This is a genomic window from Geobacillus sp. FSL W8-1251 (assembly GCF_038005945.1).
Classification (GTDB): Bacteria; Bacillota; Bacilli; order Bacillales; family Anoxybacillaceae; genus Geobacillus; species Geobacillus stearothermophilus.
In genome coordinates, this window is record NZ_JBBOUF010000001.1 from 477,648 (window position 1) to 494,610 (window position 16,963).

At 54.3% G+C, this 16,963-nt stretch carries 14 protein-coding genes and 1 pseudogene; all 15 read right to left on the reverse strand.

Going from position 1 to position 16,963, the window contains the following annotated elements; translation table 11 throughout:
- Window positions 1-88: 88 nt before the first annotated feature.
- Window positions 89-376 (reverse strand): annotated as a pseudogene (locus NSS88_RS02415) (recombinase RecA); the annotation flags it as partial.
- A 178-nt stretch (window positions 377-554) separates the two neighbouring features.
- The gene (locus NSS88_RS02420; RefSeq protein ID WP_055358434.1) at window positions 555-1,799 is read right to left on the reverse strand and encodes a competence/damage-inducible protein A; all 1,245 of its coding nucleotides are present in this window, start codon (window positions 1,797-1,799) and stop codon (window positions 555-557) included.
- 27 nt (window positions 1,800-1,826) lie between these two features.
- Window positions 1,827-2,405, reverse strand: coding sequence for a CDP-diacylglycerol--glycerol-3-phosphate 3-phosphatidyltransferase (gene pgsA, locus NSS88_RS02425; RefSeq protein WP_328075269.1), 579 nt, complete (start codon window positions 2,403-2,405; stop codon window positions 1,827-1,829).
- 80 nt (window positions 2,406-2,485) lie between these two features.
- Window positions 2,486-3,379, reverse strand: coding sequence for a helix-turn-helix domain-containing protein (locus NSS88_RS02430; protein ID WP_341082892.1), 894 nt, complete (start codon window positions 3,377-3,379; stop codon window positions 2,486-2,488).
- Between the two features lie 26 nt (window positions 3,380-3,405).
- Entirely contained in the window at window positions 3,406-4,197 is a 792-nt protein-coding gene (locus NSS88_RS02435) for a DUF3388 domain-containing protein (RefSeq protein ID WP_055358433.1), read from the reverse strand.
- 118 nt (window positions 4,198-4,315) lie between these two features.
- The gene (locus NSS88_RS02440; protein WP_055358544.1) at window positions 4,316-4,573 is read right to left on the reverse strand and encodes a DUF3243 domain-containing protein; all 258 of its coding nucleotides are present in this window, start codon (window positions 4,571-4,573) and stop codon (window positions 4,316-4,318) included.
- Between the two features lie 67 nt (window positions 4,574-4,640).
- Window positions 4,641-5,357, reverse strand: coding sequence for an elongation factor P 5-aminopentanone reductase (ymfI, locus tag NSS88_RS02445; protein WP_033012192.1), 717 nt, complete (start codon window positions 5,355-5,357; stop codon window positions 4,641-4,643).
- 191 nt (window positions 5,358-5,548) lie between these two features.
- Complete coding sequence (yfmH, locus tag NSS88_RS02450) at window positions 5,549-6,838, reverse strand: EF-P 5-aminopentanol modification-associated protein YfmH (RefSeq protein WP_049624705.1); 1,290 nt, start codon at window positions 6,836-6,838, stop codon at window positions 5,549-5,551.
- Window positions 6,819-8,114, reverse strand: coding sequence for an EF-P 5-aminopentanol modification-associated protein YfmF (yfmF, locus tag NSS88_RS02455; protein ID WP_033016823.1), 1,296 nt, complete (start codon window positions 8,112-8,114; stop codon window positions 6,819-6,821). The genes yfmH and yfmF overlap by 20 nt, the downstream gene beginning before the upstream one ends.
- A 184-nt stretch (window positions 8,115-8,298) precedes the next feature.
- On the reverse strand, window positions 8,299-9,258 hold the full coding sequence (locus NSS88_RS02460; protein ID WP_033012197.1) for an ABC transporter permease: 960 nt from the start codon (window positions 9,256-9,258) through the stop codon (window positions 8,299-8,301).
- Window positions 9,259-10,305: an ABC transporter permease gene (locus tag NSS88_RS02465; RefSeq protein ID WP_061580819.1), complete on the reverse strand. Its 1,047-nt coding sequence runs from the start codon at window positions 10,303-10,305 to the stop codon at window positions 9,259-9,261. It lies immediately after the preceding gene.
- Window positions 10,305-11,831, reverse strand: a complete 1,527-nt coding sequence (locus NSS88_RS02470) for an ABC transporter ATP-binding protein (RefSeq protein ID WP_061580820.1) — start codon at window positions 11,829-11,831, stop codon at window positions 10,305-10,307. The genes NSS88_RS02465 and NSS88_RS02470 overlap by 1 nt, the downstream gene beginning before the upstream one ends.
- A 526-nt stretch (window positions 11,832-12,357) precedes the next feature.
- Window positions 12,358-13,449: a BMP family lipoprotein gene (locus NSS88_RS02475; RefSeq protein WP_061580821.1), complete on the reverse strand. Its 1,092-nt coding sequence runs from the start codon at window positions 13,447-13,449 to the stop codon at window positions 12,358-12,360.
- An 83-nt stretch (window positions 13,450-13,532) separates the two neighbouring features.
- Window positions 13,533-14,264 (reverse strand): GntR family transcriptional regulator, encoded by a 732-nt coding sequence (locus NSS88_RS02480; RefSeq protein ID WP_055358430.1) that lies wholly within the window; start codon window positions 14,262-14,264, stop codon window positions 13,533-13,535.
- A gap of 320 nt (window positions 14,265-14,584) precedes the next feature.
- Complete coding sequence (locus NSS88_RS02485; RefSeq protein WP_061580822.1) at window positions 14,585-16,909, reverse strand: DNA translocase FtsK; 2,325 nt, start codon at window positions 16,907-16,909, stop codon at window positions 14,585-14,587.
- Window positions 16,910-16,963: the final 54 nt, after the last annotated feature.

The following is a 16,963-nucleotide window of genomic DNA, read 5'->3' on the forward strand; positions in this document are numbered from 1 at the left end:
GTGATGCAGTTAGGACCTACTCATGCTCAGTCCCGCTGACTTTTCGCACGGCGTTTCCGCCATACTTCAGTCAGCAACAGGTCGCACCGTGCTCTGCGTCGATGAAAGCTGCTTGCCCGCCCCGCTTTTGCACTTCAGCGATCGCGTGAAGGGCAACGGTCGTTTTCCCGGACGATTCCGGGCCGTAAATTTCCACAATCCGCCCGCGCGGATAGCCGCCGACGCCTAACGCGATGTCGAGCGCCAGCGAACCGCTCGGCACGACCGACACTTTGCGGTCGACTTGCTCGCCGAGCTTCATGATGGCCCCCTTGCCAAACTGTCGTTCAATTTGTTTTAATGCCTGCTCCAATGCAGCTTGACGATCTTGGTTCACTAACCTACTCCTCCTTATTCTAGGACTACTTATACTATACCGCGTTTTGCGGCCATTGCCAAGCAAAAAAACGAACGTCCATTCGTTTTTTCGGTGGAGAAACTAGCAACAATCGCCATACTCATGCGGTGGAAAAAACGATGTGCGGTGGAGAATGGAGAAGGAAGGGGGAGGCCGATCAGCAGTCGGCCGCGAGCATCTCAAGCAGAAAAAAACAGCCGTATTTGGCGGTGCGGATGCGAATGGCATCACGCGTGCCGGATAAGGTGAGGCGGTGGACGACGGTGTCGCGCCCGCGCATGGCGATGCCGACATACACGGTGCCCGGCGGATGGCCCTCAAGCGGATCGGGGCCGGCGACGCCGGTGAAGCTGATGCCGATATCCGCATCGCACATCGTGCGCACGTTCTCAGCGAGCAGGCGTGCGCACGGTTCGCTTACCGCTCCGTCCGTCTCCAGCAGCGGCCGCGGCACGCCAAGGATGTGTTCTTTTACGCCGTTTGTGTAACAGACAACGCCGCCGCGCACAGCAGCCGACGCCCCCGGCACAGCTGTCAGCTCTTCAAGGAACATGCCTCCAGTCAAGCTTTCCGCTGCAGCGATTGTCCATCCTCTTTCTTTTAACCGTGCCAATGTCTTTGTAAACAGCGTTTCATCATTATACCCGTAACAATAACGGCCGACGCGCGTCAAAATGGCGGCTTCCGCCTCGTCGAGCAGCCGCTTGGCTTTCGCCTGATCCCGATGTTTCGCCGTCAGACGGAGCGTTACCTCACCGTCGTTTGCAAGCGGGGCGATCGTCGGGTTCGACTGGGCGTCGATCAAGTCGGCGATCGCCGTCTCGAGCGCCGACTCGCCGATGCCGAAAAAGCGGAGGACGCGCGACTCGATGCGCTCGGAAAGCGAAAACGTACGGCGCAAAAAGGCGTTTCCGTATTTTTTGAACATCGGCCGCATTTCTTTCGGCGGCCCGGGCAGCAGCATGTACGTAATGCCGTCTGCCACAAGCGCCATCCCTGGCGCCATGCCGTGCTCGTTTTTCAGCACCGTCGATCCTTCCAAGACGAGCGCCTGCTTTTTATTGTTTTCTGTCATCGGCCGGTTTGTGCGGGCAAAATACACCTCAATCGCTCGGAGCGCTTCCTCGTCGATCACGAGCCGGCGGCCAAGCAAACGGGCGATCGTCTCCTTCGTCAAATCGTCTTTCGTCGGGCCGAGGCCGCCGGTGAAAATGATGAGGTTCGCTCTCGTTTGCGCCGTTTTCACCGCCTGCTCAAGGCGGTCGGCGTTGTCGCCGACGACGGTATGGAAATAGACGTTAATGCCAAACATCGCCAGCTGCTGCGACAAAAACTGGGCGTTCGTATTGGCGATTTGCCCAAGCAACAGCTCAGAGCCAACAGCAATGATCTCCGCGTTCAACAGACTTTTCTCCCCCTTTGTGGCCGGCTATTTCGAATGGGAAAACGCATGTCTGTTTTTCGCAAAATAATCCCAGCCAGACCAAATCGTAAAAATGACCGCCACCCACAGCGCCAATTCAGCGAACGGAAACGAAATGAGCGAGAATGGGAAGTTATGTAACAATAAAGCGGAAATGGCGACAATTTGCGTCCATGTCTTGATTTTGCCAAGCATGTTGGCAGCGACGACTTCCCCTTCCCCGGCGAGCACGAGCCGCAGGCCGGTAACGGCAAATTCGCGGCTGATGATGACGATCACCATCCAAGCCGGAGCGGCGCCGAGTTCAACGAGCACGATGAGCGCTGCTGACACAAGCAGTTTATCGGCAAGCGGATCTAAAAATTTTCCTAAATTCGTCACCAACCCGTATTTGCGGGCATAGTAGCCATCGATCCAGTCCGTGGCTGAGGCGATGATGAAAATGAGCGCGCCGGCAAGATGGGCAACCGGAAGCTCTGTCCCGCCGATTTGGATGCTTCCCCACCCGAACGGAACGAGCATCACGATCAAGAAAAACGGGACGAGCATAATGCGCGCTACCGTAATTTTATTCGGCAAGTTCACCACAAATACCTCCGCTCATTCAACATAGTTCAGTCCGTGCGAAAAGCAGGCGCCTTCCTGCGGAAAAGCGCCCTGTTCCATCATTTCTTCAACACGAAATGCAGCTTTTGGTATACTTCCTCTTTCGGGGCAAACGGGTAGGCAAACGGTTGGCCGTTCACCTTCATCTCAACATCGAGCGTGCGCCCGATTTTCACCCATACTTCGCTTTCAGCCGACAGATCGAACGTTTTCGTCTGCCCGCTTGTCAAGTTGCCGCGGTAAAACGTATGGCCTTTCGTATTGTATACTTCGACCCATGACGTTCCTTTGGATGAAAGCTCGATGGAAAACGCGCCAGAGCTGGCGACTTCAATCGTCGCCGTGTTGCCGCGCTTTTCCGTCACATTCATCGCCGCAGCCGGCTGTTGTTCTTCGCCAGTCGGCGCTGGCTGTTCATTTTGCTGTCTGTTTTCATTCGTTTCCTTCTCGTCCGTTTCCTTCGCCGACTGCTTTTGTTTCGCCTGTTCAAGCGGCGACTGTTTCGGCTTTTCCACTTCCGCCGTCTCCGGGCTCGTTTTCGCCGGGGGCTCGTTTGCCGTGCCGCGCTGGAGCAGCACCCAAACAAGAACGGCCGCCCCGACGACGACCGCCGCGATCAAGGCTTTCGGCAGCCAGTCGAGCCATTTCGTCCCTTCGGCGGAAAGCTGTTGGCGCGTTTTCACGCGCGACAGCGGCTGCGGAAGATCATCTTGGTACGATTGCGGAATGTCCTGCTTATATTGTTCAAACAGCTCATCCGGATCGAGGCCGACCGCCTCGGCGTATTGTCTAATGAAGGCGCGCACATAAAAATTGCCCGGCATAATGGCGTAATTCCCTTCTTCAATGCCGATCAAATACCGCTTCTGAATCTTCGTCATCTCTTGCAGCTCGTCCAAGCTGATGTTTTTTTCCTCTCGCGCTTCCCGCAAACGTTTTCCTAGTTCCGTCAACGGCCAACACCTTCCACTTGTTAAAATTAAAATCCAAATTCGGAAAATCCGTCTCCGCCCAGCAAGGACGGGCGTTCAATCGCATCGTAGGAAATGTCTTCATCCGGTTCATGGCGCAGCTCAATAATATAGTCAAAATCATCAAGCGTATATTCCGTATGGCGGACAAACATGTCCGGATGTTCCACGACCTTCGTCGCCTCGAGGCGCATCAGCTCACGGATGAGCTGCCAGTGCTGCTCATTGCCGCGGCGCGTCGAAACGATGCCGTCGACAATGAAAATGTTGTCCTCGCTATATTCGTCTTCCATCAGCTGCGTGCGGACGGTCTGCTTGATCAGCGTCGATGATACAAACAGCCACCGCTTATTGGCGCATACGCTCGCAGCAACGATCGACTCCGTCTTGCCGACGCGCGGCATCCCGCGAATGCCGATGAGCTTATGCCCTTTTTCTTTAAAAATTTCTGCCATAAAATCGACCAACAGCCCAAGCTCGTCGCGAACGAAGCGAAACGTCTTTTTGTCGTCGGCATCGCGCTGAATGTAGCGGCCATGGCGGACGGCCAAACGATCAAGCAGCTTCGGCTGGCGGAGTTTCGTCACCGTAATGTTGTCCATCGTCCGCAAAATTGTCGCCAGCCGCTCGATTTGTTCGTTGCTGTCGCAAAGAAGCAACATGCCGCGGCGCGAATCCCGGACGCCATTGATCGTCACGATGTTGATCGACAACATGCCGAGCAACGAGGCGACATCGCCGAGCAACCCTGGACGGTTGACATGAATCTCATACTCCAAATACCACTCCTGCTTGCCCATCCCGTCTCCTCCCTTGCCGCTGTCCGCACGAACGCCTTATGCTAAGTTCATACTACTATAACCGCGAACGGAAAAGCAACCGAAAAGAGGAAAGAAAAAAGAGAGGGAGCCCCTCTCTTTACCGGGTGTTATTTTGTTGGACAAGTTTCACCATCATGTTGGCAAGGGCATGCTGTTCTTTTTCATCCGCAACGCTCCAAAGGTCGGCGAGCACCCGTTCTTCTGGGTTTCTCGGGTCGACGTGTTTCGCCAAATAGTCCCCGATTTGATAGGCGACATCCGAGATCACTTGCTGGGTCAAACCTTGTTGCTGCGCTTGCTGCAGACGTTCCGATAAAAAGTCTTTCCATTGTTCAAAGTTATCCAGTACCGACATGTTCATTCCCTCCCTCCTTGATGAACGTTTCAAGGATAGTTTGCCTGCGGGCAAAAAAAATATACGCTCAACAATACCAGCCGCCGTTGACAGAGATGATTTGCCCGGTGATGTAAGAAGCGGCGTCCGACAACAAAAACGCCACTGTTTTCGCCACTTCCTCAGGGGTCCCGAGCCGGCCGGCCGGAATTTCATCGGCGAGCGCCGCCAATTCTTCTTCGCTGAACGGCCGGAGCATATCTGTGGCGATCGCTCCCGGCGCGACGGCGTTGACGCGGATGCCGCTCGGGGCGAGCTCTTTCGCCAGCGCCTTGGCGAACGCGTTTTGCCCGCCCTTGGTCATCGAATACACCGCTTCGCATGAGGCGCCGCACAACCCCCAAATCGAAGAAATGAACACAATTTGGCCGCGCTTTTTCGAAATCATCGGCGGCAGCAGTTTTTTCACAAGCTGCGCCGGGCTTGTCACATGGAGGCGCACCATCCGTTCGATCAGCTCGTCATTCATGTCGGTAAGCAACCCGTAATACGTGGCCCCGCTGTTATAAATGATGGCATCGATCGGGCGGTCGAGGCGGGAAAGCAGTTGGTCGACCCCGCCCGGCATCGACAAATCCGCTTCCACCGGCACGGTGTGCACGCCGGTTAGTTCGGCTTGCAGCGCCTCAATGGGCGCGCGGCGCCGGTAGTAATGAAGAAAAAGTCCATAGCCGCCTTGCGCGAGCTCGCGGGCGATGCTTTGCCCGATCGCGCTTGACGCTCCGGTAATTAACGCATAGCGCATCGAACGTTCTCCTCCTTCTGTTGGACGCAAAAAAGGGGCTGACGCAAAAGCCCCTTTTTGATGAAATGAAACTGAAAAACATGGGAAAGAGACCACCTCTGAAATCGTTGGTTTTACCAGGGGTTTCAGGGTGGTCTAGTTTTCCATGCTGCCCCAGATAGGGGCATTACCGCTCTTTCGGTCAGCCCCTGTCATTGCCCTTTTGGCACAACCTCGCAAACGGCGATTTGCGAATCGCGGAAACACACATCAGCAATGGCTGCAACGTCGTCAAGCGTCAACGATGACAACGCCGGCAAAATGTCAAACAAGCTCGCGCCGTAAAACGCGTAGCGCGTAAACTGGTTGGCGATATACTCCGGCGAGTTGAGCGCGCGCAAAAAAGCGCCGATTTTTTTCTTTTTCACCCGCTCAAATTCTTCCTTTTTTATAGTCTCCGCGGCAAACGACAGCAGCACCGTTTGAATTTCCGAAGCGAGCCGTTCAGCGTCCCTTGTATCGCCGCCGATCAACGCGAAGCCGAACCCGCGCTCTTCTGTATAATCGTACATAAATGTATCATCGATCAATCCTTCGCGGTACAGCCGTTCATAATGAGGCGAGCTTTTTCCAAACAAATAGTCTAATGCGACGTGGAAGGCAAGCTCATGCCGAAGTTTTTGTTCGCCGGCTTCAGGAACGGACGGCGCTTTGATGCCGACAAAGCACTTGTTCGTCTGCACATGCATCGGAATCACTTTTTTCTTTTCCGCTACTGCGCTCGGTTCTTCATACGCAAACCGCTTCACTTCCGGGGCTTGCGGGAACGACTTTTTCGCCTGGTTGTCGCGGATTTGCTGCATGATTTTTTGTTCATCGACCGGGCCGACGACAAACAAAAGCATGTTGCTCGGGTGGTAAAACGTTTCGTAGCACTCATACAGCAACTCTTTCGTAATTTGGGCGATCGATTCAACTGTGCCGGCGATGTCGATTTTGACCGGATGGTTGTGATACATGCTTTCGATGGCGCCGAAATAGACGCGCCAGTCTGGGTTGTCGTCGTACATCCGGATTTCCTGGCCGATGATCCCTTTTTCTTTTTCCACTGTCTTGTCGGAAAAGTACGGGCTTTGCACAAAATCGATCAACGTTTCCAAGTTTTTCTCGACATTGTCGGTGCTTGAGAACAAATAGGCGGTGCGGGTGAACGTCGTAAAGGCGTTCGCCGAGGCACCTTGTTTGCTGAATTGCTGAAACACGTCGCCGTCTTCTTTTTCAAACAGCTTATGCTCCAAAAAATGGGCGATGCCGTCCGGAACGCGCTTCATCTCCGTTTTACCGAGCGGGACAAACTGGTTGTCCACCGAACCGTAATTCGTCGTAAACACGGCGTACGTTTTGTTGAATCCCTTTTTCGGCAAAATGTACACGTCAAGACCGTTGTCCATTTTTTCATAAAACAGCTCTTCGCGCAGCGTCTCATACACCCGTTTTTCCATCTTCCGTCGCCTCCATTCCGGTCAAAAAGTACACCGTATCCAACTCCACCTTGTCAGCGACGCGCACCACATCCTCGCGTGTCACTTGATCGGTGCCGGCCATCCATTCATCGATCGGGCGCTTTCGCGTTGAGACGACGTTATGGTACAACACCTCGACAAGCCCGCGCGGCGTATCGAGCGTCTCAAGCAGCTGGTTGCGGATGACCGCTTTCGTCTGCGCCATTTCTTCATCTGTGAAATCGCCGTTTTTCATCGCCTGCATTTGCTCATCGATGATGCGGCGCGCCTTCTCATAGTTGGCCGGTTCAATGCCGGACATGACCATCAAAATCCCTTTATGGCTCTCAAGCCTTGAGGCGGCATAATAGGCAAGGCTTGCCTTCTCGCGGACGTTGATGAACAGCTTCGAATGGGAAAAACCGCCAAAAATGCCGTTAAACATTTGCAAGGCGTAGTAATCGTCATCTTCGTATGTGACATTCGTTCGGTAGCCAATGTTCAATTTCCCTTGCTTGACGTCTTGCCGTTCGATCACTTCCTTCACTTCCCCACGCGCTTTTGCCTGAGCTTGGGGCGTACGCGCCGGCTCTGCGCGGTCGGGCAGCAAAAAGCGCTGACGGACGGTGTTGAGCACCTCTTCTTCGTCGACATCGCCGATGACATACAAGTCAAGCTCATCTTCAGCCAACGCCCGCTCATAATAGCGGTGCAGTCTTTCCGCTGTAATGGCGTCGACATCCTCGAGCTCGCCATTAGGCGAGAGCGCGTACGGTTCGCCTTTGCACATTTCTTCTACAAGGCGCATGTTCGCATAGCGCATTTTGTCATCATACACCGCCTGAATGCGTTGACGGAGTGCCCGCTTTTCCTGCTCGACAATGTCGGTGACAAACCGCCCGCCATCAAGAGCCGGGCGGAACAGAAGATCGGCCAAGAGCTGAAGCGCTTTCGAAAGCAACGGCGTTTGCTCCGGCAAAAATCGTTCATTGGCGACATCGATGCGAATCGTCATGATATGATGTTCGCCTTTTTTCGTTAAATCGACGTTCAGCGTCGCCCCGTACAGTTCATCCAAATAGGTGCGCAGCGCCTTAACGCTCGGATAGTCGGCCGTGCCGCTTTGCAAGACGTATGGCAAAAGCGCGCGCAGCGTGACCGTTTCTTTAGCAAGAGGGGCCTTCATTTTCCAAACGATCGTGTTCGTTTTGTACTTATCGGTCGAAATCGTATGGACGCGAACCGGTCCGACCGCTGTAACTTTTTCGTCAACCAATCCAACTCCTCCTTTTCTGTCGCAAAATGGGCGGCATGCTTATTGTGAGATGTCTTATCAACAATATACCTGTTGCCAAGCGACAAATGCAAACAAATCCGCCTAGTTCGTCCGATGCGCTTGGAAACATTGCCATCATGGGAATGAAAAACAGCTGTCCGGTTGCGCCGGACAGCTGCAAGTTCTACCGTTTCCCTTTGATATATGGCGTGCCGGCCGCTTTCGGCGCCTCCGCCCGCCCGATGAAGCCGGCGAGCGCCAAAATGGTGAGCACGTACGGGGCGATGAGCAAGTAAACCGTCGGAACGTTTTTCAAAAACGGAATGGTTTGCCCGACAATGCTTAAGCTTTGCGCCAGTCCGAAAAAGAGCGCCGCTCCCATCGCGCCGATCGGATGCCATTTGCCAAAAATCATGGCGGCGAGCGCCATAAATCCGTGCCCAGAAATCGTCGCATGGCTAAAATCGCGGGAAATGATCGTCGCGTATACCGCACCGCCCAAACCGCCGAGCGCCCCGCTGATCATGACGGCGATGTAGCGCATTTTGGCGACATGAATCCCCATCGTATCCGCCGCCATCGGATGTTCGCCGACCGCACGCAACCGCAGGCCAAACGGCGTTTTATAAATCACATACCAAGAGACAAACGCCAACAAAATGGCGATGTACGACGTCACATACGCATTGGAGAACAACAGCGGGCCGATGACCGGGATGTCGCTCAACACCGGCACATCGATTTTGTCAAACCCGACTTGAATTTGGTCGGTCTGGCCTTTGCCGTACATTTTTTTGACTAAAAACAGCGACAGGCCAAGCGCCAAAAAGTTGATCGCCACCCCGCTGACGACTTGGTCGGCGCGAAAGGTAACCGACGCGACAGCGTGCAGCAGGGAAAATACAGCGCCGACCACCATGGCAGCCAATAAGGCAAGCCACGGCGTCCATTCGCCAAACCGATCGGCAAACGTCAAATTAAAGACGATGCCGACAAACGCGCCGATGGTCATCAATCCTTCAAGCCCGATGTTGACGACGCCGGACCGTTCGCTGAACACACCGCCAAGCGCCGTGAAAATGAGGGGAGCCGCAAAGAAAATCGCTGTCGGGATAATCGTCTGCAACACGTCATACACGCTCACTTACTCCGCCCCCTTTTTCCAGCGAGATAACAGCCATCGAATCATATAGCTCGATGCCACAAAGAAAATGATGAGCGCGATAATAATATCGACGAGTTCGGTCGGCACGCCGGCGCTTGACGGCATTTCCAACGCCCCGACTTTTAAGGCGCCAAACAACAAGGCGGAGAGCAAAATGCCAAACGCGTTGTTGCCGCCGATCAAGGCGACGGCGATGCCGTCAAACCCGAGGCCGGTAAAGCCGGCTTTCGTCGAGATGTTTCCAAATGTGCCAAGACCCTCCATCGCCCCGGCGACGCCGGCAAAAGCGCCGGAGATGACCATCGCTAAAATGATGTTGGCGCGCACGTTCATGCCGGCATACTGGGAGGCATGCTGGTTGAACCCGACCGCCCGCAGCTCAAACCCTTTCGTCGTCCGCTCAAGCAAAAACCACATGACAAATGCGGCGGCGACAGCGATGAAAATGCCGTAATGCATGGTGGAATGATACGTAATGGCATCAAAAAAGTCAGAGTGAAGCGATGCGCTTTCTTTCACCGGCTTTGATTTAAATCCCTCATCGGACAAAACGGAACGGATGATGGCGTTCGTTACATGCAAAGCAATATAGTTCATCATAATCGTAATAATGACTTCATGCACTTTTAAATACGCCTTTAGCACGCCCGGGATCAGCCCCCAAAGCGCTCCGGCGAGGGCGGCCGCCAAAATGGCGAGCGGCAAATGGATGATTTTCGGCAAGTCGAGCGACACGCCGACCCAGACGGCCGCCAGCCAGCCGACGATCAGCTGCCCTTCGACCCCGATGTTAAACAAGCCGGTGCGAAAAGCAAACGCCACCGCCAACCCGGTTAAAATGTACGGCGTCGTCTGGCGGATCGTTTCGCCGATATAGTACGTATCACCAAATGCCCCGTACACGAGAGCGTAAAACCCAGCGATCGGGTTGTAGCCGCTCACGAGCATGACGATGGATCCGGCAGCCATGCCGAGCAAGACAGCCAATACAGGAATCAACAATTGCTGGAGACGGTTTGACTTCATCACGACACACCTGCTTCCTTCCGTTTACTTCCGGCCATCAGCAGCCCGAGCTCTTGTTCCGTCGTCTTTTTCGGATCGACGATGGCGACAATTTTCCCCTCATAAATAACGGCGATCCGGTCGCTGACGTTCATGACTTCATCGAGCTCAAATGAGACGAGCAGCACCGCTTTGCCGCGGTCGCGCTGTTCGATGAGCCGCTTATGGATAAACTCGATCGCGCCGACGTCAAGCCCCCTTGTCGGCTGGGCGGCGATCAACAAATCCGGGTCGCGGTCAACTTCGCGGCCGATGATCGCTTTTTGCTGGTTTCCGCCCGACAGCGCCCGCGCCTTCGTATATTCATCCGGCGTGCGCACGTCAAATTCGCGGATGAGCTGGCGCGCTTTTTCGTAAATGGCTTGAAAATTCAACAGACCCCGTTTCGAGTACGGCGGCTGATAGTACGTTTGCAGCACCATGTTTTCGCCGATCGGAAAGTCAAGGACAAGCCCGTGCTTATGCCGATCTTGCGGAATATGGCCGACGCCGGCTTCGATGATTTTGCGCGGCGGCAAATTCGTAATGTCTCGGCCGTTGAGGCGGATTGTCCCTGATTCAGCTTTGATCAACCCGGTTATGGCTTCAATGAGCTCGGTCTGGCCGTTGCCGTCAACTCCAGCAATGCCGACGATCTCGCCGGCGTGCACCGTCAAGTTCAAACCGTTGACCGCTTTGATCCCGCGCGCGTCCTTGACGACTAAGTCTTTAATTTCCAACACCGGTTTTCCAGGCTCAGCCGGTTTCTTAGCGGTCGTAAACTGCACCTCGCGGCCGACCATGAGCGCCGCCAGTTCGTTCGGATTCGTCTCCGCCACATTGAGCGTCGCAATTCCTTTGCCGCGGCGGATGACGGTGACGCGGTCGCACACTTCCATAATTTCTTTAAGTTTGTGTGTAATTAAAATGATGGATTTTCCTTCGCGGACGAGCGTGCGCATAATTTGGATGAGCTCGCGGATTTCCTGCGGCGTCAACACCGCTGTCGGTTCGTCAAAAATCAAAATATCGGCGCCGCGGTAAAGCGTCTTTAAAATTTCCACGCGCTGCTGCATGCCGACGGAAATGTCGGCGATCTTCGCTGTCGGATCGACCGCGAGTCCATATCGTTCCGACAATTCGCGCACTTCCCGCTCCGCCTGCTTCATATCGATCGTTCCGACCCGCGTCGGTTCGCTGCCTAAGATGATGTTTTCCGTCACCGTGAACGTATCGACGAGCATAAAGTGCTGATGCACCATGCCGATGCCAAGATCGTTGGCGACGTTCGGGTCGGTGATGCGCACCGGCTTTCCTTTCACACGGATTTCGCCGCCGTCCGGCTGGTATAAACCGAACAGCACGTTCATGAGCGTCGATTTGCCGGCCCCGTTTTCGCCAAGCAGAGCGTGTATCTCCCCCTTTTTCACTTGCAGCGTAATGTTGTCATTGGCGACAAACGTGCCAAACACTTTGCGGATATTGAGCATTTCAATCACGTATTCCAAGCGATTCACTCCTTACTCAAGCAAGGTCAAAATCACAAAATGAAAGGCGACAGCGAAACGGCCGCCCTTCATCCTATTTCGCGCAGGAGACTCCCACTTCAACGACCAAAGGGAGTAAGTGGGAGAGGAATGCGCGTTCCCCCTTTCTTTTGTGTATGATCGAATAAAGACGTGGAGAAAACCGTTCAATAAAGGCACTCCAATCACGGCTGCTCGATGGATGGAGTTGGCTGCAGGAAACGTTGTAACCGTCAAACATCGAGCGCAGGTCCGTCTGTTGTGTGTGGAAGCCAAGTACTGCCAACAGACACACCGAGAGAATCGGCAACGATGCAGGCATGACCTGCGTCGTTGGGCAGCGGTCAACCTGCCCCCTGATGCAACCCCAAGTCAAGGAAAGGAGGACGAAGTCCGTTTGCACTTCTGGGGAGTGGCAAGCCCCCACTTCAAGCGTTCGCGAAGTGGGAGTAGTTGACGATTTTGAAGAAGGCTAGCGGCTCGCGCTAGCCTTCTTCGCCGTTGTTCGTCACTTGATCGTCGCAGCGAATTGCTCGTACTCTTTCCGGTTTGTCGGAACTTTCACTTCGCCTTTGATGATTTTTTGCTTCCATTCGTCAACGGTTTTTAACACGTTCTCCGGAATGTTGTCTTGCGTCGGGGCAATGCCAACCCCATTTTCCGGCAACCCGTACTCAATCGTTTTGCCGCCCGGGAAGTCGCCCTCTTTCGCCCGTTTCGCCGTGTCATAGACAGCGACGTCGACGCGTTTCACCATCGAAGTGAGCGTTACGTTGTACGTTTTGCCGCCGACTTTCACTTCTCCCTCCGGCGCTTGGTCTTTGTCAACACCGATGACCCAAATTTCGCGGTTCGGATCTTTCTTCTTCAAATCTTTCGCTTCCGAGAAGACGCCGTTCCCAGTCGCTCCAGCTGCATGGTAGATGATGTCGATGCCAGACGCGTACATGCTCGAGGCGATCGCTTTCCCTTTATCCGCTTGGTCGAACGCCCCGGCGTATTGCACTTCCACAGTCGCCTTCGGATTGACCGCTTTCACGCCGGCGCGGAATCCGCTTTCGAATTTTTCGATCAACGGAATCTCCATCCCACCGACAAAGCCGATTTTATTCGTTTTCGTCATCAAACCGGCAACAACGCCGACAAGGAACGAGCCTTCATGCTCCTTGAACGTGATGCTGGCGACATTGGGCTCATCAACAACCGTGTCGACGATGGCGAAATGTTTTTTCGGGTTTTGCTTCGCGACTTCTTTCACCGCGTCGCCCATCAAATACCCGATGCCGAAAATCAAGTCAAAGTCGCTGCGCACGAGCTTGTTTAAGTTCGTGGCATAGTCAGCGTCGCTCGATGACTGCAAGTAGTCGTAGCCGCCGCGGCCTTTTTCTAACCCGTTGTCTTTGCCGAACTTTTGCAGCCCTTTCCAAGCCGACTGGTTGAACGATTTGTCGTCAATGCCGCTGGCGTCGGTGACCATGGCGACACTGAACGTATCTTTCTGATTGCCGCCTCCCGCATTGTTGCCGGCTTGTCCGCAGGCGCTAAGCAGCGTGCCGGCGGCAAACAGGACGGACAACACCAATCCGATTCGCTTTTTCACATTCACTACCCCCTGGCTTGAAAATTTGTTCTTTAATTAGTATAAAGCTTCCGCTCTCTTTCTATGTACCCATTTTCACCCCCTTAAAAGCTGAACCGCTTCCGCATGACATGGAAGCTGAACTTGTCGGAGCGGAAGTAGTTGACGGAATAAAAAATCGGCTCGTCGTTTTTGTCGAAATGCATTTGCTTGAGCACAAGCAGCGCCGTTTCCGGGTCGCATTGCAAAATCGGCGACACTTTTTCATGATAGCCGAGCGGCTCGATGCGCGCGACCGCATAGGCGATGTCGCGATGCGTTTGGTTGTGCAAGTTTTCAAACAACGATTCGTGTTCGTACGAAATGCCTTTTGGCAAATACTTGCTCAAAATTTTATCGAGGCAATAGACGACCGGCTCCCCGTCGGCGGTGCGCACCCGCTCGATCAACAAAATCTCGTCGTCCGGGCGGCATTGAAAACGGCGCATATCGTCTTCTGTCGGCAGCTGGATGGAAGAAGACAAAAAAATCGTTCCCGGTTTTCGTCCGGCTTGGCGGATCATGTCCGTGATGATTGAGAGCTGCTCGATGCCGGACGTAAACAGCGGCCGGGCGTTGACAAACGTTCCGACGCCGTGGCGGCGGATGATAATGTTTTCTTCTTCCAGCACCCTGAGCGCTTCCCTCAATGTCGCCCGGCTGACGCCAAGCTGTTTGGCAAGCTCAAACTCAGACGGCAGCTTTTGCTTTTCTTTGTACACGCCAGTTTCAATATCGTGTTTCAAACGGTCGATGACTTGCAAGTACAGATGGCGGTTGTCTGATTTGATTGACATGACAACGTCCTCCACATGATCTCCTGTAAGAGTCAGACCTCTGACATTAGACATATAACCTTTCTGAGACTACTATATCATTTTTTACTGGCCAAATAAATAGGGTTATCAAATTTTGTCGAAAAAAAAGATATGTTTATGAAAGCGATTCCAATGTGGCATACGATTGGCAGGCAGGTGGCATCGACCTGCCTGCTTAGCGATCAGGGCTTGCGATGCAGCGCAAAAGACTGTTGATTTCAGCCCATGTTCAATGGAAAAAACTCGTGACGCCAGCGCTTTTCTGACAAAATGCTCTGAGGCCCATTTTCCGCCGAGTGCTACGACGTCTTTTTCAAATCTTCTTTCGACCAAAGAACCGCGCGCGGTTTGCTCCCTTCGTACGGACCGACGACGCCTCGCTCCTCCATGGCGTCGATCAGCCGGGCGGCGCGGTTGTAGCCAATGCGGAAGCGGCGCTGCAGCATCGACACAGAAGCGCTTTGCATTTCCACAACAAGGCGGACGGCCTCTTCATACAAGTCGTCTTCGAAGGCCGATGCGTTCGCCTCCTCTTCCGGTACGATCATCTCCTCGTAATATTGGGCCTGCTGCTGGCCGATGACAAATTGGACGACGTCTTCCACTTCTTGATCGGACACAAATGCGCCTTGCACGCGCACCGGTTTGGACGCGCCCATGGGCAAAAACAGCATGTCGCCGCGGCCGAGAAGTTTTTCCGCCCCGCCCACATCGAGAATGGTGCGTGAGTCAATTTGCGATGAGACGCTGAACGCGATGCGTGACGGAATGTTGGCCTTAATGACGCCCGTGATAACGTCAACCGACGGGCGTTGAGTGGCGATGATCAAGTGAATGCCGGCCGCGCGCGCCATTTGCGCCAACCGAGTGATCGCCTCTTCCACATCTGACGAAGCGACCATCATCAAGTCAGCCAGTTCGTCAATGATGACGACGATATATGGCAAAAGCGGCTGCTGCTCCAGCGCGGCTTCGTTCTGCTGACGGATATGCTCGTTATACCCTTCAATGTTGCGCGTGCCGGTATGGGAAAACAGCTCGTAGCGCCGTTCCATTTCTTGGACGACTTTTTTCAGCGCTTGAGCCGCTTTTTTCGCATCGGTAACGACCGGCGTCAACAGATGCGGAATGCCATTGTAGACGCTTAGCTCGACCATTTTCGGGTCAATCATCATCAACTTCACTTCATGGGGCTTGGTGCGCATGAGCAGGCTGACGATAATGCCGTTGATACAGACGCTTTTCCCGCTCCCGGTAGCGCCGGCGATCAACAAATGCGGCATTTTGTTCAACTCGGCGGCAACGACTTCCCCGGAAATGTCGCGCCCGAGCGGGATCAACAGCTTGGATTCGGACCTTGTGTGCTCGACCGCCTCCAGCACTTCGCGCAGCGAGACGGTGGCGATCTCCTCGTTCGGCACTTCGATGCCGATTGCGGACTTGCCGGGGATGGGCGCTTCAATGCGGATGTCTTTCGCCGCCAAGGCGAGCGCCAAGTCGTCGCTTAAGCTGACGATTTTGCTTACTTTCACCCCGACGTCCGGGTACACTTCATATTTTGTCACCGCCGGGCCAAGGTGCACCTGCGTCACTTTCGCTTTAACGCCAAAGCTTTGGAACGTTTTTTCCAGCTTGCGCGCATTGGCATAAATATTCGCATGGTCGGTCGACTGCCCAGCCGGCTTTGGCGGACGGAGAAGTTCAAGCGGCGGCAAATCGTAATTGGCATTTTCATGCTCGGAAAACGCCAACGGCGGGGATGCCCCTCCTTCGCTGTCGTCATCTTCCACAGGCAACTGTTTCTCTTCTTCCGGCTCGGCGACCGCCCGGACGGCGGCAAAATCGGATATGATCGGCGGCGGCGAGAGCAATTCGTCGTCCGCCTCAGCAGCCCCGGCTTCTGCCGATTCCTCGGCCGGATAGGCGGCCGTCCGCCGTGAACGCCGGCCTCGTTCTACACTCGCTCGCCGTCTTCGCCCCGCGAGCCATTGTTTCACATCGGCGACGAACGCCAGCCATTCCTTCCGCACAAGCGCGGCCGCCCCAACAACTATCTGTCCGATCGTTTCGCGCAGCGATTTCCCGGTCAATACGACAAAGCCGACTACAAACAGCAGAAAACAAATCCATTTTGTCCCGAGCGAATCAAACAGCTGATAGCTGGCGGCAAACAACAGAGCGCCAGCCATTCCGCCGCCTAGGTCGGCATGGGACTCCTTTCCGCCCGCCTCGTTCCAAAACAGCGCCCACGTCGTCCGGATGACGCTCGGATCAAGCTCACCGCGCCGCGACATGAGCTCAAATAACTTCTCGTGACTTAGCAGCAAAAGCGCCGCTGTGATGACTGACACGCCGACAAACGGACGGCTCGCCCATGACGGCCACGATTGTTTCCAAATGAGGATGAGCGATAAAATGAACACTCCCCCTATTAACAGCATGTACCATTCGCCGAAAAAAAAGCGGCCGACAAGCACGAATGTTTCCCCGACAAGCCCGAGGCGAGCCATCGCCACAACGGCAACAGCCAGCAGCCCGAGACCGATCAATTCAAAGCGAATTGTCTCCGTCCATGACTGTTTCTTTGGCGGTTTTCCTTTTTTTTGTCGCTTTCGTTTCGCCATGATCGCTCACTCCAACATGAATGAATTGGCAAGCCGGAAAAAAGCAGCCAACAA